This window comes from Rhodococcus sp. BP-316, from assembly GCF_019836105.1.
In the GTDB taxonomy this organism is placed as follows: Bacteria; Actinomycetota; Actinomycetes; order Mycobacteriales; family Mycobacteriaceae; genus Rhodococcoides.
Genome location: NZ_JABUEE010000002.1, coordinates 165,689 through 181,107, shown reverse-complemented (window position 1 = coordinate 181,107; position 15,419 = coordinate 165,689). Strand labels below are relative to the sequence as shown.

The following is a 15,419-nucleotide window of genomic DNA, read 5'->3' as shown; positions in this document are numbered from 1 at the left end:
GCTGCCCCGCTCATTCCGTGGTCAGGCCGCGGCGATCTGCTCCCGCGCAGGTTCGAGGGCTTGGGCGACGATATCGGCGACGTCCGACATGGGCCGGACGTCGACGGCAGCCCGTACCTCGGCCGGCACGTCGTCGAGATCGGGCTCGTTCCGCGCGGGAACGAACACGGTGGTGAGTCCGGCGCGCTGAGCGGCGAGCAATTTCTGCTTCACCCCACCGATCGGGAGTACCCGACCGTTCAGGGAGACCTCGCCCGTCATGCCGACGTCGGACCGCACGGGACGGCCCGTCGCCATCGACACCAGCGCGGTGACCATCGTGACGCCCGCGGACGGGCCGTCCTTCGGTACGGCGCCGGCCGGCACGTGGATGTGGATCGCCTTGTCCAGCGCCGTGGGGTCCACCCCGAGTTCCGCCGCGTGCGACCGCACGTAGGAGAGCGCGATCTGCGCCGACTCCTTCATGACATCGCCGAGCTGACCGGTGAGGGTGAGGCCGGCGGTGTCACCCGTCGAGCTCGCCTCGATGAACAGGACGTCGCCGCCCAGACCGGTCACGGCCAGGCCCGTCGCGACACCGGGGACCTCGGTGCGTTCGTGTGCCTCGGGGGTGAAGCGGGGCCGTCCGAGGTAGGTGACCAGATCGGGCTCGTCCACGGTGATGGGCCGCTCGTCCTGCGCCAGCACGGTCGCCACCTTGCGCAACGCCTTCGCCAGCAGTCGCTCGAACTGACGGACACCGGGCTCACGGGTGTAGTCGGCGGCGATCGTGCGGAGTGCAGCGTCCGTGACGGTCACCTCGGCATCGGTCAGTGCAGCGCGGTCGACCTGCCGCGGGAGCAGGTGGTTCCGTGCGATGACGACCTTGTCGTCCTCGGTGTAGCCGTCGATGGTCACCAGTTCCATACGGTCCAGCAGCGCTGTCGGAATCTGGTCGATCACGTTGGCGGTCGCCAGGAACACCACGTCCGACAGGTCGAGATCGAGGTCCAGGTAATGGTCACGGAACGTGTGATTCTGAGCCGGATCGAGGACCTCGAGCAGCGCCGCCGCGGGGTCACCGCGGAAGTCCGATCCGATCTTGTCGATCTCGTCCAGCAGGACGACGGGATTCATCGAGCCTGCCTCGGCGATCGCACGCACGATCCGGCCCGGCAGGGCTCCGACGTACGTACGCCGGTGTCCGCGAATCTCGGCCTCGTCGCGCACGCCACCGAGGGCGACGCGAACGAACTTGCGGCCCAAAGCCTTCGCCACCGACTCGCCCAGCGAGGTCTTGCCGACGCCGGGAGGACCGGCCAGCACCATGACGGCACCGGATCCACGTCCGCCCACCACCGTCAGACCGCGTGAAGCACGCCTCGACCGGACGGCCAGGTACTCGGTGATGCGGTCCTTCACGTCGTCGAGTCCGTGGTGGTCGGCATCGAGAACGGCGCGCGCTGCCACGATGTCCGTGCTGTCGTCGGTCGTCACCGTCCACGGCAATTCCAGGACCGTGTCCAACCACGTTCGGATCCAACCACTCTCGGGACTCTGATCGCTCGAGCGCTCCAGCCGGCCCACCTCGCGCAGCGCCGCCTCACGAACCGAGTCGGGCAGGTCTGCGGACTCGACGCGTCCGCGGTAGTCGTCGGCACCGTCGGGCTCGCCCTCGCCCAGCTCCTTGCGGATGGCGGCGAGTTGCTGGCGCAGCAGGAACTCCTTCTGCGTCTTCTCCATGCCGTCGCGGACGTCGCCCGCGATCTTGTCTGTCACCTCGACCTCGGCGAGGTGGTCGGCGGTCCACTCGGTCAGCACCGTCAATCGTGCTGCCACGTCCGGGGTCTCGAGCAACTGTCGCTTCTGGACATCGGTGAGCCACGACGCGTAGCCGGCGGTGTCGGCCAGCGCGGACGGGTCCGACAGCTTGTTCACCGAGTCGATGACCTGCCATGCCTCGCGGCGCTGCAACATGGCCAGAACGAGCTTCTTGTACTCCGCGGCGAGAGTCCGTACGGCGTCCGTCGGCTCCGGCTCGGACACCGGCTCGGCCTCTACCCACAGAGCGGCGCCGGGGCCACTGACTCCGGTGCCGATGTGCGCACGCTTCTCCGCCTTCAGCACCGCAGCCGGCTCACCGGTCGCGAGACGGCCGACCTGCACGATCGTCGCCACCACACCGTAGGCGGGGTAGCGGTCGTTCAGTCGTGGGGCGATCAGCAGAGTGCCGTCGGCGCTGGTCCGCGCGGCGTCGACCGCAGCGCGGGCAGCGTCGTCCAGTTCGACCGGCACGACCATGCCGGGCAGGACGACGGGGTCGGTCAGGAACAGAACGGGCAAGCGAGTCGATTCGCTCATGGGGTCCTCCAAAGTTCAGCGTGATCAGCTCAACTTGGCGGTGGGCCCCGGTGTTCCCGCAGATGAGGGCGTTCGCTGGAGGCGGACATGGCGGGCCCGAGAGTGGTTCCCGCAGGCATTCCATGCTCCCGCAGCGGCTGCAACCACTACGGCGAGGCGGAACACCCGCGGGAACGGTCAGCCGGCGGCGCTCACTCGCTGAGCGTCACGTCCACGCCGGTGACGGTCTTGAGGAACGGGCAGATCGACCGTGCCTGCTCGAGCACGTCGCCCGCGTTGTCGACGCCCGGCAGTGTCACGCCGAGGCGGTAGGCCGCGTCGTAGCCCGCGCCGTCCGCGGAGGACAGCGTCACCTGTCCCTCCACCGATGCACCCTCGAGGGATCCACCCGCGGTACCGACTGCGATGCGCAGCGATTCGAGCAGGCAGGAGCTCAGTGCAGCGGCCATCAGCTGCTCGGGGTTGGTGGCCCCACCCGGACCGCCGAGGTCGGAGGGCTCGTGGACATCGAGGGAGAGCACGTCGTCGCTCGAGGAGATCGATCCGTCGGTGGCGGTGACAGTGGCGGTGTACAGGTCTTGGCTCATGCCTGCCGGGTGTCCGCGAACTGCTGTCCGCAAACCATCGAGGTCACGAGTGCTCGGCGAGAAAGCCGAGCACCTCGTCCTCGAACTTGCGCGGCTCGTCGAGAAACAGTGCGTGACTGCTGTTCTCGAACACGACGGTGCGCGCGCCGGGAATCGTGTCACCCACGTACTGTGCCGCTTCCCACGGGAACGCCTTGTCGTGCTTGCCCACCATGACCAGCGACGGCAGATCGAGTGTCGGCAGCAGATCGCGCCAGTCGTGATGGGTGTGGTCCGCCATCACCGCGTTGCGCGCGTCCGAGGGCATCTTCGTCATCTCCGCGAGGAGGACCTCGACACGCTCGGCGGGGAGGTCGGTGGCGGTGATCTCGTCGAGCTGTTCGCGGTCGAAGTTCTCGCGGTCGTACGTCACACGGCCCTGCACCGCGGCCAGCGACGCGTCGTCGAAGATGCTGGTGTGCGCCAGAGTCCACTCGGGCGTCCGGTACTGCCGCGGAGTCTGCGCGACGTAGATCGCCTGCGCCAACAGGTCGTTGCCGAACAGTTCCTGGTAACTCCAGATCACCGGACAGCCCAGCGACCACCCCAGAACGGTGACGTCCGTCAGCTCCAGGCCCACGAGCAGATCGCGGAGGTCCTTGGCCAACCTCGACACCCGGTAACCGTGGCCCGGGTCCTCCGAATCACCGTGTGCGCGCATGTCGACGGTGATCACTCGGGCGTGCTCGGCGAGTCGATCGACACTGCCGTCGAAGAATCGGCCGCTGAATCCCCACCCGTGCAGCATCACGAGCGGCCGCCCCGTTCCCTGATCGGTGTAGTGCAGGACTGTGCCGTCGCTGACGGTCCACGTACTCATCCTGCTGAGATACCCCACCGGACACCTGCGGTAACGGTGCGATCACGCACCCACGCCGAAGGTGCCGTCCGGCGCTACAGTGCGAGACACCAGCCGAGTCGCCCGTCAGGAGAGACCAGTGAGCGGTCCCACGCCCGAGTACGGCCAGCAGCCCGAGTACGGCGGGCAACCGCCGTACGGCCAGCAGCCTCAGTACGGTCAGCAGCCTCAGTACGGTCAGCAGCCCGGTTCCGGCGGGCAGTACCCACCACCCGGCGGCTACGACGGCGGCTACGGCCAGCCCCCGGTCAGCCCGAAGAACGGCGTGGGAATCGCGGCGCTGATTCTCGGCATCCTGTCGATCCTGGCCTTCTGGACCTTCGGATTCGGCATCTTCCTGGGCATCATCGCCGTGGTGCTCGGCGTGCTCGGCCGCGGCCGAGTCAAGCGCCGCGAAGCCACGAACGGCGGCGTCGCCACGACGGGGCTGGTGCTGGGTGTCCTCGGCATCATCGGTGGCGCGGTGTTCATCGCCCTGACCGTATGGGTGTTCAACGAGGTGGGAGTCGGCGACCTCGCGACCTGCCTCAGCGACGCCGGTGGCGACGCGACACGGGTCGAGCAGTGCCAGCAGCAGTTCACCGACAATCTGGAGAACCAGTTCTCGGTGACCCTGACGCCCGCTCCGACGCCGTGACAGGTGCGGAAGGGTTGACCGCGCGGTCGATCGGGCACACCGGTGCTCATGAGTGATTCCGTGAACGAGCCCGTCGACACCGCATCCATCGACCCGCGCGAGGAGTCCAAGGGCACGGGTGCGGACACTGCACAGAGTCCGGACGAGCGCGACGAGGCCGTGCGCGAGTTCGACAACCATGCCGAGGCCGAGCCGGCGCCGACCCTCGATCGGAGTGAGGCCGCCGTGGACGAGGGCAAGGATCTGCCCGCCCCGAGTCCGCGCGACGTGACCGCCGGCGACAAGGACGACAAGCAGACCGCTCGCCAGGAATGAGCCTCTGCTCTAGAAGAGCGTGACGGGTTCCTGTGCGCCCACCGGCTCGCACGGCGTCAGCGAACCGTCTCGGATCGCCCGCGCAGCGATTCCTGCCAGCTCGTCCGCCATCTCGTTGAACTGGTTGCCCACGTGTCCGCGGACCCAGCGGAACCGCACCGGACCCTCGCGCTCGGTGATGGCACGGTCGATCGCGCGGACCAGTTCCAGATTGCGCACAGGCCCACCCGTGGACGTGCGCCAGCCCTTGCGCTTCCATCCGGCGAGCCACTCCGACGCACACTTGATGGCGTACTGGCTGTCCGACTCGATGAGCATCGGCTCCGGACCCGGATGCGCGGCCACGGCCTCGTACAACGCCCTGAGCTCGGCGATCTGATTCGTGCCGGACGCTTCTCCGCCGGAGGCGGACGGGCCGGTGTGGTCGACCCAGGCCCAGCCGATGGCCCCGCCGGGGTTCTTCAGGCACGAACCGTCGGTACTCACGATGATCACCCTCGAGACAGTACGGCCGAGGACCGACAATTCCGCGGTCCCGCGCCGAGCGCACACCCTGTCCACGGCTCGGCCTACTCTCGAACGTGAACCATCAGCCCAGACTTCGATCTGGACCGACACAGGGAGACGACACGTGACCTCGCCGACCGACGATCGATCCGCCACCGAGATCCCGGAGAACTTCCGCGCCCTGGTCGCCCGGCAGACCGAGGACGGTGTGGATCTGACGTCCGAGACGGTCGACCTGTCGTTCCTGCCGGAGGGCGAGGTGGTCGTCCGCGTCGAGTACTCGGGCGCCAACTACAAGGACGCCCTGGCCGTCACCCCGAAGGGCGGAGTGGTGCGGGAGTACCCCATCGTCCCCGGCATCGACCTCGCCGGTGTGGTGGTCTCCTCGACGTCCGACGGGGTGTCGGTCGGTGACCGCGTCGTGGCACACGGCTACGAGATCGGCACCGGACGTCACGGCGGCTACGCCGAGTACGCGCGCGTTCCGGCCGAGTGGGTCGTGCCACTCGCGGACGGACTGTCGACGGCCGACGCCGCCACCATCGGCACTGCGGGCTTCACCGCCGCACTCAGCGTGCAGGCCCTGCTGGCGCGTGGCCTCACCCCGTCCGACGGTCCGGTACTGGTCACCGGAGCGAGCGGCGGGGTCGGCAGTGTCAGCGTGGACCTGTTGTCGCAGGCCGGGTTCGAGGTGGTCGCCTCCACCGGCAAGGAGTCGGCACACGACCTGCTGACCACACTCGGCGCGTCCTCGATCATCGGCCGCCTCCCCGAGGACCCCGACGCGGCGCCGCGTCCCCTCGGGAAGGCGCAGTGGGCCGCCGCGGTCGACTGTGTCGGCGGCAAGACCCTCGCACACGTACTCAGCACCACGAGGTACGGCGGCGCGGTCGCCGCCAGCGGGCTCACCGGGGGAGCCGGGCTCTCGACCACGGTGTTGCCCTTCATTCTCCGGGGAGTGGCCCTGCTGGGCATCGACTCGGTGCAGTTGCCCATCGAGGCCCGACGCACCCTGTGGAACGACCTGGCCGGTTCCCTGCGCCCGAGTCGGCTCGCCGAGGTCACCACCGAGGTGACTCTCGACGGGGTGGCGAGAGTGCTCGACTCTCTGCGCGACGGGGCCACCATCGGTCGCACCCTCGTCCGTGTCGGCTAGCTCGTTTCCCGTGCTCGACCCCGGACACACTTCCCGCGGCGGCGCGGTGGAGATCACGCTCACCTCGGATCGCCCACTCGCCCTGCGGTATTCGTTGTCGCCACACCGCCGCGGAGCGGGCGATCCGGCCCATCGGGTGGAGGCCGACGGATCCATCTGGCGCACCTCACGGTTTCGCACGGGGCCGGTGACGTATCGCCTGCGCCAGGTGGACCGGTTCGAGGTGACCTGCGAGGCCTGGGGCGCCGGCTCCGCGGAGTTCCTCGACTCTCTTCCGGGGCTCGTGGGCATGGAGGACGACGCCGACGGATTCGCGCCCGAGCATCGCATCCTCGCGGAGGCGCATCGTCGATTTCCCCACCTGCGTATCGGCCGCACCGGGCAGATCATGGAGGCGCTGGTCCCGGCCGTTCTGGAGCAGAAGGTGCACGGGGTCGCTGCCTTCGCGGCATGGCGCTACCTGCTCTCGAAGTTCGGCGAGCCGGCACCGGGACCGGCGCCCGCGGGGATGCGGGTACCGCCGCCCGCCGAGGTCTGGCGGCGGGTGCCGTCCTGGGAGTTCCACCGGGCGAACGTGGATCCGAAGCGCTCCAAGACGATCGTGCGGAGCGCCGCCCTGGCCGACAAGCTCGAACCGATCGTGTCCATGACGAGGGAGGATGCCGAGCGCCGGTTGCGCCACGTTCCCGGAATCGGCGTGTGGACCGCGGCCGAGGTGATGCAACGGGCGCTGGGAGATGCGGACGCTCTGTCCGTCGGCGACTACCACCTCGCGTCGGTGATCGGATGGACGTTGACGGGGGCACCGATGACGGACGACGAGATGCTCGAGTACCTGGCGCCGATCCGGCCGCACCGCTATCGCGCGGTACGTCTGCTCGAGGTCAGCGGAACGGCCCTGCGCCCGAAGTTCGGTCCGCGCACCGTGGTCACCGACCACCGCCAGCACTGACGGACGCTGGAAGGTGTGTGCACACAGGTACTGGTGAGCCCACACGATCTCCTGCACGCAGGAGCGGGTGTTCGGTTCACGCAGCTGTGTCCTCGCGGCTGCGGGAACAATCGGGGTACAGTTTAACTTGAAGCTTCAAGCTAACAACAACGCCTCGATCCGAAGGGACCTCTCATGGCCATCTCCCGCCTGAACCACGCCGTGCTCTACGTGCGCGACGCCCAGCGCAGCGCACGCTTCTACTCGGACGTGCTCGGTTTCCGCGTCGTCATGTCCATGGGCGATCGCGCCGTGTTCGTGCAGGCGCCGGACAGCACGAACGACCACGACCTCGGCCTGTTCTCCGTCGGCGACGGAGCGGGCGCGTCCCCGGCCGGCCGCAGCACCGTCGGGCTCTACCACCTGGCCTGGGAGGTGCAGACGCTGTCCGATCTCGTCGACCTGCGGGAGAAGCTGGCCACCGCGGGCGCACTGGTCGGCGCATCCGATCACTCGACGTCCAAGAGTCTCTACGGCCAGGATCCCGACGGCATCGAGTTCGAGATCGCCTGGCTCGTTCCCGCGGACCGCATCGACGACGCCGTCCTCCACGGTCGTTCCAGCATCGCTCCGCTGGACCTCGACGCGGAGATCGCTCGATACGGCGCCGACACCACGGGCGGCATCGGCGTCAGCACGGCGGCGCTGTCCTGACGGACGCCTCTCACCCGGTGCCGGGCGGAAATAGCGACGGCTCACAGGTGTTGCACCGAACATGACTCGTATCGGAACCTCGGACCTGGACGTCTTCCCGCTCGCACTCGGTGCCAACACCTTCGGATGGACGAGCGACGAGCCGGACTCGCACCGCATCATCGAGGCCTTCCTCGGAGCCGGTGGTTCGCTGATCGACACCGCGGACTCGTACTCCGCCTTCGCCCCCGGCAACTCGGGCGGCGAGTCGGAGACGGTGATCGGGAACTGGTTCACCTCGACGGGCCGGCGCGACGACGTCGTCCTGGCCACCAAGGTGAGCCAGCACCCGCAGTTCAAGGGTCTGGCCGCGGGCACGGTCGCTGCTGCGGCCGACGCGTCGTTGCAGCGCCTGCAGACCGATCGCATCGACCTCTACTACGCACACTTCGATGACGCGGACACCCCGCTCGAGGAGACGGTGGCCGCCTTCGACTCACTCGTGAAGGCCGGCAAGGTGCGGTATGTCGGCATCTCCAACTACACGGCGGAGCGCGCGCGGCAGTGGATCGACATCGCACAGCGCGAGGGGTTCGACGCACCCGTGGCGCTGCAGCCGCACTACAACCTGGTGCATCGCCGCAGCTACGAGCCGGAGCTGATGGAGGTCGCCGAGAAGAATCTGTTGGGCGTCTTCCCGTACTTCGCGCTCGCCTCGGGCTTCCTGACGGGCAAGTACCGCACGCGCGAGGACATCGAGGGCACACCCCGTGCAGCGATGACGTCCGGCTACTTCAGTGACGCCGGCCTCGAGGTCGTCGGTGCGCTCGCCGACATCGCGGACGCTCACGGCTCCGCGATCCCCACCGTGGCACTGGCGTGGCTGCTCTCCCGCAACGGCATCGTGGCACCCATCGCCAGCGCGAGCCGTCTCGAACAGCTCGCGTCCCTGACGGACGCCTCGACGTTGTCGCTGACCGCCGACGAGCTCGACCGTCTGACCGCATTGTCGGACAAGGTCGGCGAGTAGCGTCGTCTCGGTGGTCACGCCGAGACGAGAGCGCAACCCCGAGGGCCGGCCGCAGAACGGCCGGCCCCGCGACGGGCTCGGACGTCCCCTGCCCCGCGGAGCCGAGGGCGTCGAGCGCATTCCGGACGACGTCCAGCTCCCGCCGGTCGAGTCCCTGGTCCGTGCCCAGCAACTCCTCGACGACGGCATGCCCTTCCACGCGCACGAGATCCTCGAAGGCACGTGGAAGATCAGTACGCCAGGGGAACGTGCACTGTGGCAGGGTCTGGCCCAGCTCGCCGTCGGTCTCACCCACCTGCTGCGGGGGAATCGCGTGGGAGCCACCTCGCTGTTGACGCAGGGACGTGATCGCATCGGGACGTACGCCGACGCACCCCACGACATCGACATCGCGGGCCTGATGCGGTGGGCCGACCTTCTGGTGGCTGCGCTGGACCGCGGGGAGTCCCCGCTTCCGACAGTCCCGCACCTCACGCATCGCCGACAGTTCACCTGACCGTCACACGGATCGGGAACACATCGCGGCCGCACGGTGCTGCACCCCGGGTGACGACAGACTCCCGCACCACCTCGGCGACTCCCGGCACGGCAGTCGGTACCTCCGACCAGCCGGCCGCACCCTCCAGGCTTCGCACCATCCTGGTTCTCGGCGCCCTCGTCGCGCTGGGGCCGCTCACGATCGACGTCTACCTCCCGGCGCTGCCCGCGATCACCGAGGACCTCGGGTCCACGGATGCCGCGGTGCAGTTCACCCTCACCGGCACCCTCATCGGACTGGCCGTGGGACAGCTGGTGATCGGGCCGCTCTCGGACTCCCTGGGACGTCGACGGCCCCTCATCGCCGGAACGATGATCCACATCGTCGCGTCGCTCCTGTGCATGATCGCTCCGACCGTCGGCGTCCTGGGTGTGACCCGAGCCCTGCAGGGCTTCGGTGCCGCCGCCGCCATGGTCATCGCGATCGCCATCGTCCGCGACCTGTTCGACGGCAGGGCCGCCGCCACCGTGATGTCGCGTCTGGTCCTGGTCATGGGCGTCGCGCCGATCGTGGCACCCAGCCTCGGCAGCCTCGTCCTCATCCACGGGTCGTGGCGCGGCGTGTTCGCCGGGCTCGCGGTCGTGGGTGCCGCCCTCATGCTCGTGGCGATGTTCCTGCTGAAGGAGACGCTCCCCGAGGAGCGTCGTCGACCCAACGAGTTCCTGCCCGTCCTGCGCACCTACGGATCGTTGCTCGGCGACCGACGGTTCGTGGTTCTCGTTCTCGTGGCCGGCCTCGGTATGTCCGCGCTGTTCGCCTACATCTCCGGCAGCTCGTTCGTGCTGCAGGACGGGTACGGACTCGGCGAGCAGCAGTTCGCCCTGGTGTTCGGCATCGGCGCCGTCGCACTGATCAGCGCGTCGCAACTCAACGTCCTGGCGCTGCAGCGCTTCACCCCGCAGCGGATCGTCACCGTGGCACTGGTCGCGATGGCCGCGTCCGGCGCCGCCCTCATCATCACCACGACCACCGGATTCGGCGGCATCGTCGGATTCATGGTGCCCGTGCTGTTCGTGCTGGCGTCGGCAGGATTCGTCATGCCCAACTCCCCGGCGCTCGCCCTGTCACGCCACGGTGAGGCCGCCGGCACCGCCGCCGCTCTGCTGGGTGCCGCGCAGTTCGGCATCGGTGCGCTCATCGCGCCCCTGGTGGGCGTCCTCGGCAACGACGGCCCGGCCATGGCCATCGCGATGACCGGTGGCGCGACCATCGCGCTGCTCGCTCTCGCGAGCGTCCGGTCCGAGAAGCCGGTACCCGCCGACGCGGTCTGACTCAGAGCGAGCGGAGGTACGCGACGTCGTCCTTCATGCCGTCGGCGGGCGTCTCCAGCATCACCGGAGCGTCCGCCGCGGCGGCGACGGCGGCCAGCACCTCGGCCTCGATCTCGCCGCTCTCGAGATTGGCGTGACGGTCGCGAGCCGAATCGAACTCGTCGCGAGAGTTGTTCAGGTGCACCAGGTCGATGCGTCCGGTGATCGCCTTGACGCGCTCCACGGCGTCCACGAGGTCCTCGCCGCCGGCCCAGGCGTGGCACGTGTCGAGGCAGAACCCTGCTCCGAACTCTCCGACGGCGTCCCAGAGGCGAGCGATGGCGTCGAAGCGCCGCGCCATCGCGAAGTCGCCGCCGGCGGTGTTCTCGATCCAGATCGGAACCGCGAATCCACCGGATTCCGACTGCCGTTCGAACAGCTTGCGCCAGTTGGCCACTCCCTCGGCGGGATCCTCCCCGTCGCGAACGTGTCCACCGTGGACCACCAACCCGAGAGCACCGATCTCTGCGGCCACGTCGGCCTGCTGCGCGACGGCCTTGCGGGACGGGATGCGGATGCGGTTGTTCAGGCTCGCGACGTTGATGACGTAGGACGAGTGGACGACGATGTCGACCGCACTGTCCCGGACCGCCTCCAACCCCGAACCGACAACGGGCTTGTTCCACTTCTGCGGGTCCGTGAGGAACAGTTGCACCAGGTCGACGTCGAGATCCTCGGCCTCGCCGAGCGGGTTCTCCGAGTTGCGGACGTGTGCACCGATACGCATGTCCCGACCTTACTCGAGCGGACCCAGCTCCTCGTCGAGTACTCGCTGCACCACCCGCATCGCTGCGAGCGCCGCCGGCGCGCCGCAGTAGCCACTGGCGTGGACCACGGACTCCACGATCTCCTCGCGGGTCAGACCGTTGGTGAGTGCGCCCCGGATGTGCCCGCCGAGCTCCTGCTCGGCCCGGAGGGCGATCAGCATGCCGATGTTCAGCAGGCTCCGACTCCGTCGGTCGAGGCCCGGCCTGTTCCACACGGCGTCCCACACGTGCTCGGTGACGTGGCGTTGCAACGCTTCCGAGTCGGTGCCCGTGCTGTTCTCGAGGGCGGCCGCGACGAAGGTCTCGCCCATCACCTCGCGGCGGACCGCGAGACCGTCCCGATAGGCATCACTCACTGCAGCGTCACCACGACTTTGCCTGTGGCGGTCCGGTTCTCGAGAGATGCGATGGCCTCGCCGGCCTTGTCGAGCGGGTACACCACCGGCTCCGGCGCCACCAGCGCGCCCGAGGCGAACAGCGGCTCGAGCTCGGCCCACTGCGTCGTCGTGTAACCGGGCCGGCTCATCCACCACGCACCCCATCCGGCGCCGACGACCTCGACGTTGCTCAGCAGCAGTCGATTGACCTTGACCGTCGGGATGTCGCCACCGGTGAAGCCGATGACCACGAGTCGACCCGCAGGCGCCAGCGATCGGATGCTGTCGGTGAAGCGATCCCCGCCGACGGGGTCGATGACGATGTCGACTCCGCGGCCACCGGTGAGTTCCTTGACCGTGTCCTTCCAGCCCTCGCCGTTCGGGCCCTGCAGCATCACCACATCGGTGGCGCCCGCGGCGCGAGCGACCTCGGCCTTGGCCTCGCTGCTCACCACCGCGATGGTGCGTGACGCTCCCAGTACCGGGGCGAGTCGCAGCGTCGATGTCCCGATGCCGCCACCGGCGCCGTGGACCAGGACGGTCTCGCCCTCGGCCAGACGTCCGCGCTCGCGGAGGGCGAAGTGCACCGTCAGATCGTTGAAGAGCAGTCCCGCACCGGCCTCGAACGAGACGGCGTCGGGCAGCGCGAAGACGAGGTCGGGGGTCGCCACCGCCACCTCGGCCATACCGCCTCCGAATCCGGTCAGCGCCGCCACTCGGTCACCGGGCGCGAATCCCGAGCCCTCGGGCGCGGACCGCACGACACCGGCGACCTCGCTTCCGGGCACGAACGGCAGGTCCGGCTTGTACTGGTAGAGACCACGACTGAGCAGTGCGTCGGGGAAGGCCACGCCGGCCGCACGCACGTCGATCACCACGCCGTCGCCGGTGGGCTCGTCGAGATCGGTGAGGGTGAGGGCTTCGGGGCCTTCGAGGGTGGTCACCTGCACTGCGCGCACGGACTGTCCTTTCGCCGGTCGACGGTCGAGGGGTGGTGCGAGTCGACTCGGGCCTCAGGTTACAAAGAACCCGCCGTCGCCGGTGCGCTGGGTCACACAGCAGTACGAGCGGCGCCCACTGCAGAGTTCACGGCCTTCACCGTGCGCACGACGTCGCCCGCGGGAACCGGCCGCGCGATGTGGAAGCCCTGCACCGCGTCGCATCCGAGTCCGCGCAGCACGTCGAGGGTGTGTTCGTCCTCGACGCCCTCGGCCACGATGTGCAGACCCATGCTGTGCGCGAGAGCGATGGTGGATCGGACGATCGCGAGGTTGGCGGAGTCCGACGCGAGCGAGGTGACGAAGGACCGGTCCATCTTCAGCTGCTGCACCGGAAGCGACGCCAGGTACGTCAAGGAGCTGTACCCCGTGCCGAAGTCGTCGATGGAGAGTGAGACTCCCTGCGCGCGAAGCGCTTCGAGCGTGTCGATGGATCGTTCGGGATCGGTCATCGCGGACGACTCGGTGACCTCGAAGACGACGGCGTGCCCGGGAAGGCCGTGGTCGTCCAGAGCCGTTCGCACTCGGGACGCCAGGGAGGAGTCCACGAGATCCCGGACGGAGAGATTGACGGCCACGTCGATGTCCAGTCCCGCCAGCCGCCAGCGTCGGCACGCGGCCATCGCCGTGTCGATGACGAACGAGGTGACGGCCGGGAGCATGCCGGTCTGCTCCGCACTCGGCAGGAACGCGGCCGGCAGCAGCAGCCCCTCGCGCGGATGTCGCCACCGCAGAAGGGCTTCCATTCCCGACACGGCTCCGGTGCGCAGATCGAGGCGGGGCTGGAAGAACACCTCGAGCTCACCTCCCGTGATGGCGTCCTCCAACTCGCCCATCCTGCGGAGCTGATCGATCCTGTCGATGTCCATCGTGTGGTCGTAGACGGCCAGTCGCGGTTGCCGGGACTTCGCGGCCACCACGGCGGCGTACGCCCGCTGCACCAGCTCCTCGGATCGTGGGTGCGGCGTGTCGGTCGACAGTGCCACGGCCACACTGCTTTCCAGCGTCAGCTTCATGTCCCGCACCTCGAGCGGGGCCCCGACCGCGCGTTGCGCCGCGATCGCGACCGCCACGGCGTCGTGCCTGTCGACGGGGCCCGGCAGGACGAGGGCGAACTCGTCACCCCCGAGACGTCCCACCGTCGCCGACGAGTCCACCGTGTCGACGAGGCGGCGACCGATCTCGGTGAGCACCTGATCTCCCACCGCGTAGCCGAAGGTCTGGTTGATGTCGGAGAACCGGTTGAGATCCACCAGCACCAGGGCCACTCCGTCGCGGCCCTCCGGACCGAGGATCTCGTGCAGCCGACGCCCGAGCCGGCCGCGGTTCGCCAGTCCCGTGACGGAATCGGTGTCGGCCGCAAGGCGCAGTGCCCGCGACTGTCGTTGCAGCAGTGTGAGGAACGAGGTCATCCGCACGGCGCCGAGGACGACGATGATCGAGGCGGCGATCACCACCGCGGGCCCCCAGCGAGTGACCGGAGTGCCGCGCATCAGTTCGATGCTCATGACGACCGGCGTCATCGCCACGGCCGAGGTCAGCAGGATCAGTCGAGCCATCCCCGTCTGCGCACGACTGATGGTGCTGACACGCGGACGCTCGTCGTGTCGCAACGCCGCCGCCCCGAAGAGCACGTAGGACGCGAGCCAGCAGACGTTGAGGATCGTGCTCTCGGCGGGACCGTCCGCGACCACCACGTACGAGGTGTAGTCGGCGACCACCATCAGTGCCGTGGCCGCACCCAGCAGCCAGTGGGTGGTGGAGCCCGCGCGTCGCTTCAACACGACGAAGACGAGCAGTACCAGCAGGAAGACGTCGATCTCGGTGTAGAAGATGCCGAGCCACGTTCCGGCGTCGGGCACGCGCTCGCCTCGGGGACCGGACACCACGACCCAGGACGCGAGACCCACCCCCGCGGTCATGATCGCGGCTTCGAGTCCGTCCGCCGGACTCAGCATCGGGGTCCCCGAACTGCGGACCGACAGCAGGGCCACGACGATGAGGAGGTACCCCAGGACGTAGGCGGCGTCCGCCACCGACGGGAGAGGTACGCCGCCGCCCGAGTTCTCCATCACCGCGATCGCGATGTCGCCGACGACCCAGAACGACAGCGCCGACGCGACGATCCACCACGAATGGGTGCTCACCTTGCGGTGTGCGCGGATGCCGACAGGAATGGACGCCACCGCACCCACGGCGATGACGCAGTACAGCACGCTGGACACCACGCCGGGCGGAAGCGTCGCGTACACGGCGATCGCGAGCGCACCTACCACGAGAAAACGGGTCGGCGAGGACATCGAGACCATGCTGCCTCTCTCGTGACCCCGACCGA

Annotated in this window: 16 protein-coding genes; 8 read left to right on the top strand and 8 right to left on the bottom strand. The window is 68.9% G+C overall.

The genetic code is table 11. The annotated features are described in order from the left end of the window. Positions 1-21 precede the first annotated feature (21 nt). The 3 genes from lon to HQ312_RS04205 all read right to left on the bottom strand — a co-directional run bounded on the left by lon (position 22) and on the right by HQ312_RS04205 (position 3,786). Positions 22-2,340: an endopeptidase La gene (gene lon / locus HQ312_RS04215; protein WP_222637910.1), complete on the bottom strand. Its 2,319-nt coding sequence runs from the start codon at positions 2,338-2,340 to the stop codon at positions 22-24. A gap of 191 nt (positions 2,341-2,531) precedes the next feature. Further along, positions 2,532-2,927 (bottom strand): OsmC family protein, encoded by a 396-nt coding sequence (locus HQ312_RS04210; protein ID WP_222637909.1) that lies wholly within the window; start codon positions 2,925-2,927, stop codon positions 2,532-2,534. Positions 2,928-2,970: 43 nt separating this feature from the next. Continuing rightward, positions 2,971-3,786 carry an alpha/beta fold hydrolase gene (locus tag HQ312_RS04205; protein WP_222637908.1) on the bottom strand — a complete coding sequence of 272 codons (816 nt, stop codon included), beginning with the start codon at positions 3,784-3,786 and terminating at the stop codon, positions 2,971-2,973. Between the two features lie 118 nt (positions 3,787-3,904). Between HQ312_RS04205 and HQ312_RS22140 the strand changes: the two genes are divergently transcribed. Then, positions 3,905-4,462, top strand: coding sequence for a DUF4190 domain-containing protein (locus HQ312_RS22140; protein ID WP_235578862.1), 558 nt, complete (start codon positions 3,905-3,907; stop codon positions 4,460-4,462). A 48-nt stretch (positions 4,463-4,510) separates the two neighbouring features. Then, a complete protein-coding gene (locus tag HQ312_RS04195; RefSeq protein ID WP_056695702.1) occupies positions 4,511-4,777 on the top strand; it encodes a hypothetical protein in 267 nt (88 codons plus the stop codon). A gap of 9 nt (positions 4,778-4,786) precedes the next feature. Here the strand turns inward: HQ312_RS04195 and HQ312_RS04190 are convergent, their stop codons facing one another. Next, positions 4,787-5,272: a ribonuclease H gene (locus HQ312_RS04190; RefSeq protein ID WP_027506082.1), complete on the bottom strand. Its 486-nt coding sequence runs from the start codon at positions 5,270-5,272 to the stop codon at positions 4,787-4,789. 136 nt (positions 5,273-5,408) lie between these two features. On the opposite strand from HQ312_RS04190, the gene HQ312_RS04185 reads away from it, so the two are divergent. The 6 genes from HQ312_RS04185 to HQ312_RS04160 all read left to right on the top strand — a co-directional run bounded on the left by HQ312_RS04185 (position 5,409) and on the right by HQ312_RS04160 (position 10,903). Then, on the top strand, positions 5,409-6,440 hold the full coding sequence (locus HQ312_RS04185) for an oxidoreductase (RefSeq protein ID WP_308123790.1): 1,032 nt from the start codon (positions 5,409-5,411) through the stop codon (positions 6,438-6,440). Further along, positions 6,430-7,392, top strand: coding sequence for a DNA-3-methyladenine glycosylase (locus tag HQ312_RS04180; RefSeq protein WP_374198275.1), 963 nt, complete (start codon positions 6,430-6,432; stop codon positions 7,390-7,392). The genes HQ312_RS04185 and HQ312_RS04180 overlap by 11 nt, the downstream gene beginning before the upstream one ends. Positions 7,393-7,566: 174 nt before the next feature. Continuing rightward, positions 7,567-8,085 (top strand): VOC family protein, encoded by a 519-nt coding sequence (locus HQ312_RS04175; RefSeq protein WP_027506079.1) that lies wholly within the window; start codon positions 7,567-7,569, stop codon positions 8,083-8,085. Between the two features lie 61 nt (positions 8,086-8,146). After that, positions 8,147-9,094: an aldo/keto reductase gene (locus HQ312_RS04170; RefSeq protein WP_222637905.1), complete on the top strand. Its 948-nt coding sequence runs from the start codon at positions 8,147-8,149 to the stop codon at positions 9,092-9,094. 10 nt (positions 9,095-9,104) lie between these two features. Further along, a complete protein-coding gene (locus HQ312_RS04165) occupies positions 9,105-9,590 on the top strand; it encodes a DUF309 domain-containing protein (RefSeq protein WP_056441033.1) in 486 nt (161 codons plus the stop codon). A gap of 50 nt (positions 9,591-9,640) precedes the next feature. Beyond that, positions 9,641-10,903, top strand: coding sequence for a multidrug effflux MFS transporter (locus HQ312_RS04160; protein ID WP_037185969.1), 1,263 nt, complete (start codon positions 9,641-9,643; stop codon positions 10,901-10,903). A 1-nt stretch (position 10,904) separates the two neighbouring features. Here the strand turns inward: HQ312_RS04160 and HQ312_RS04155 are convergent, their stop codons facing one another. From HQ312_RS04155 to HQ312_RS04140, 4 genes are all read right to left on the bottom strand, one after another. Continuing rightward, positions 10,905-11,669 (bottom strand): deoxyribonuclease IV, encoded by a 765-nt coding sequence (locus HQ312_RS04155; protein WP_222637904.1) that lies wholly within the window; start codon positions 11,667-11,669, stop codon positions 10,905-10,907. A 9-nt stretch (positions 11,670-11,678) separates the two neighbouring features. After that, positions 11,679-12,020 carry a carboxymuconolactone decarboxylase family protein gene (locus tag HQ312_RS04150; protein WP_222638096.1) on the bottom strand — a complete coding sequence of 114 codons (342 nt, stop codon included), beginning with the start codon at positions 12,018-12,020 and terminating at the stop codon, positions 11,679-11,681. Between the two features lie 41 nt (positions 12,021-12,061). Continuing rightward, positions 12,062-13,045, bottom strand: a complete 984-nt coding sequence (locus tag HQ312_RS04145) for an NADPH:quinone oxidoreductase family protein (RefSeq protein WP_027506074.1) — start codon at positions 13,043-13,045, stop codon at positions 12,062-12,064. Positions 13,046-13,137: 92 nt separating this feature from the next. Next, positions 13,138-15,384 carry a bifunctional diguanylate cyclase/phosphodiesterase gene (locus HQ312_RS04140; protein WP_222637903.1) on the bottom strand — a complete coding sequence of 749 codons (2,247 nt, stop codon included), beginning with the start codon at positions 15,382-15,384 and terminating at the stop codon, positions 13,138-13,140. Positions 15,385-15,419 lie beyond the last annotated feature (35 nt).

What these genes read in the sequence shown, in the direction of transcription:
- lon (WP_222637910.1), bottom strand. Translation starts at nt 2,340, where the DNA reads ATGAGCGAATCGACTCGCTTGCCCGTTCTGTTCCTGACCGACCCCGTC.
- HQ312_RS04210 (WP_222637909.1), bottom strand. Translation starts at nt 2,927, where the DNA reads ATGAGCCAAGACCTGTACACCGCCACTGTCACCGCCACCGACGGATCG.
- HQ312_RS04205 (WP_222637908.1), bottom strand. Translation starts at nt 3,786, where the DNA reads ATGAGTACGTGGACCGTCAGCGACGGCACAGTCCTGCACTACACCGAT.
- HQ312_RS04195 (WP_056695702.1), top strand. Translation starts at nt 4,511, where the DNA reads ATGAGTGATTCCGTGAACGAGCCCGTCGACACCGCATCCATCGACCCG.
- HQ312_RS04175 (WP_027506079.1), top strand. Translation starts at nt 7,567, where the DNA reads ATGGCCATCTCCCGCCTGAACCACGCCGTGCTCTACGTGCGCGACGCC.
- HQ312_RS04170 (WP_222637905.1), top strand. Translation starts at nt 8,147, where the DNA reads ATGACTCGTATCGGAACCTCGGACCTGGACGTCTTCCCGCTCGCACTC.
- HQ312_RS04155 (WP_222637904.1), bottom strand. Translation starts at nt 11,669, where the DNA reads ATGCGTATCGGTGCACACGTCCGCAACTCGGAGAACCCGCTCGGCGAG.
- HQ312_RS04150 (WP_222638096.1), bottom strand. Translation starts at nt 12,020, where the DNA reads ATGGGCGAGACCTTCGTCGCGGCCGCCCTCGAGAACAGCACGGGCACC.
- HQ312_RS04140 (WP_222637903.1), bottom strand. Translation starts at nt 15,384, where the DNA reads ATGTCCTCGCCGACCCGTTTTCTCGTGGTAGGTGCGCTCGCGATCGCC.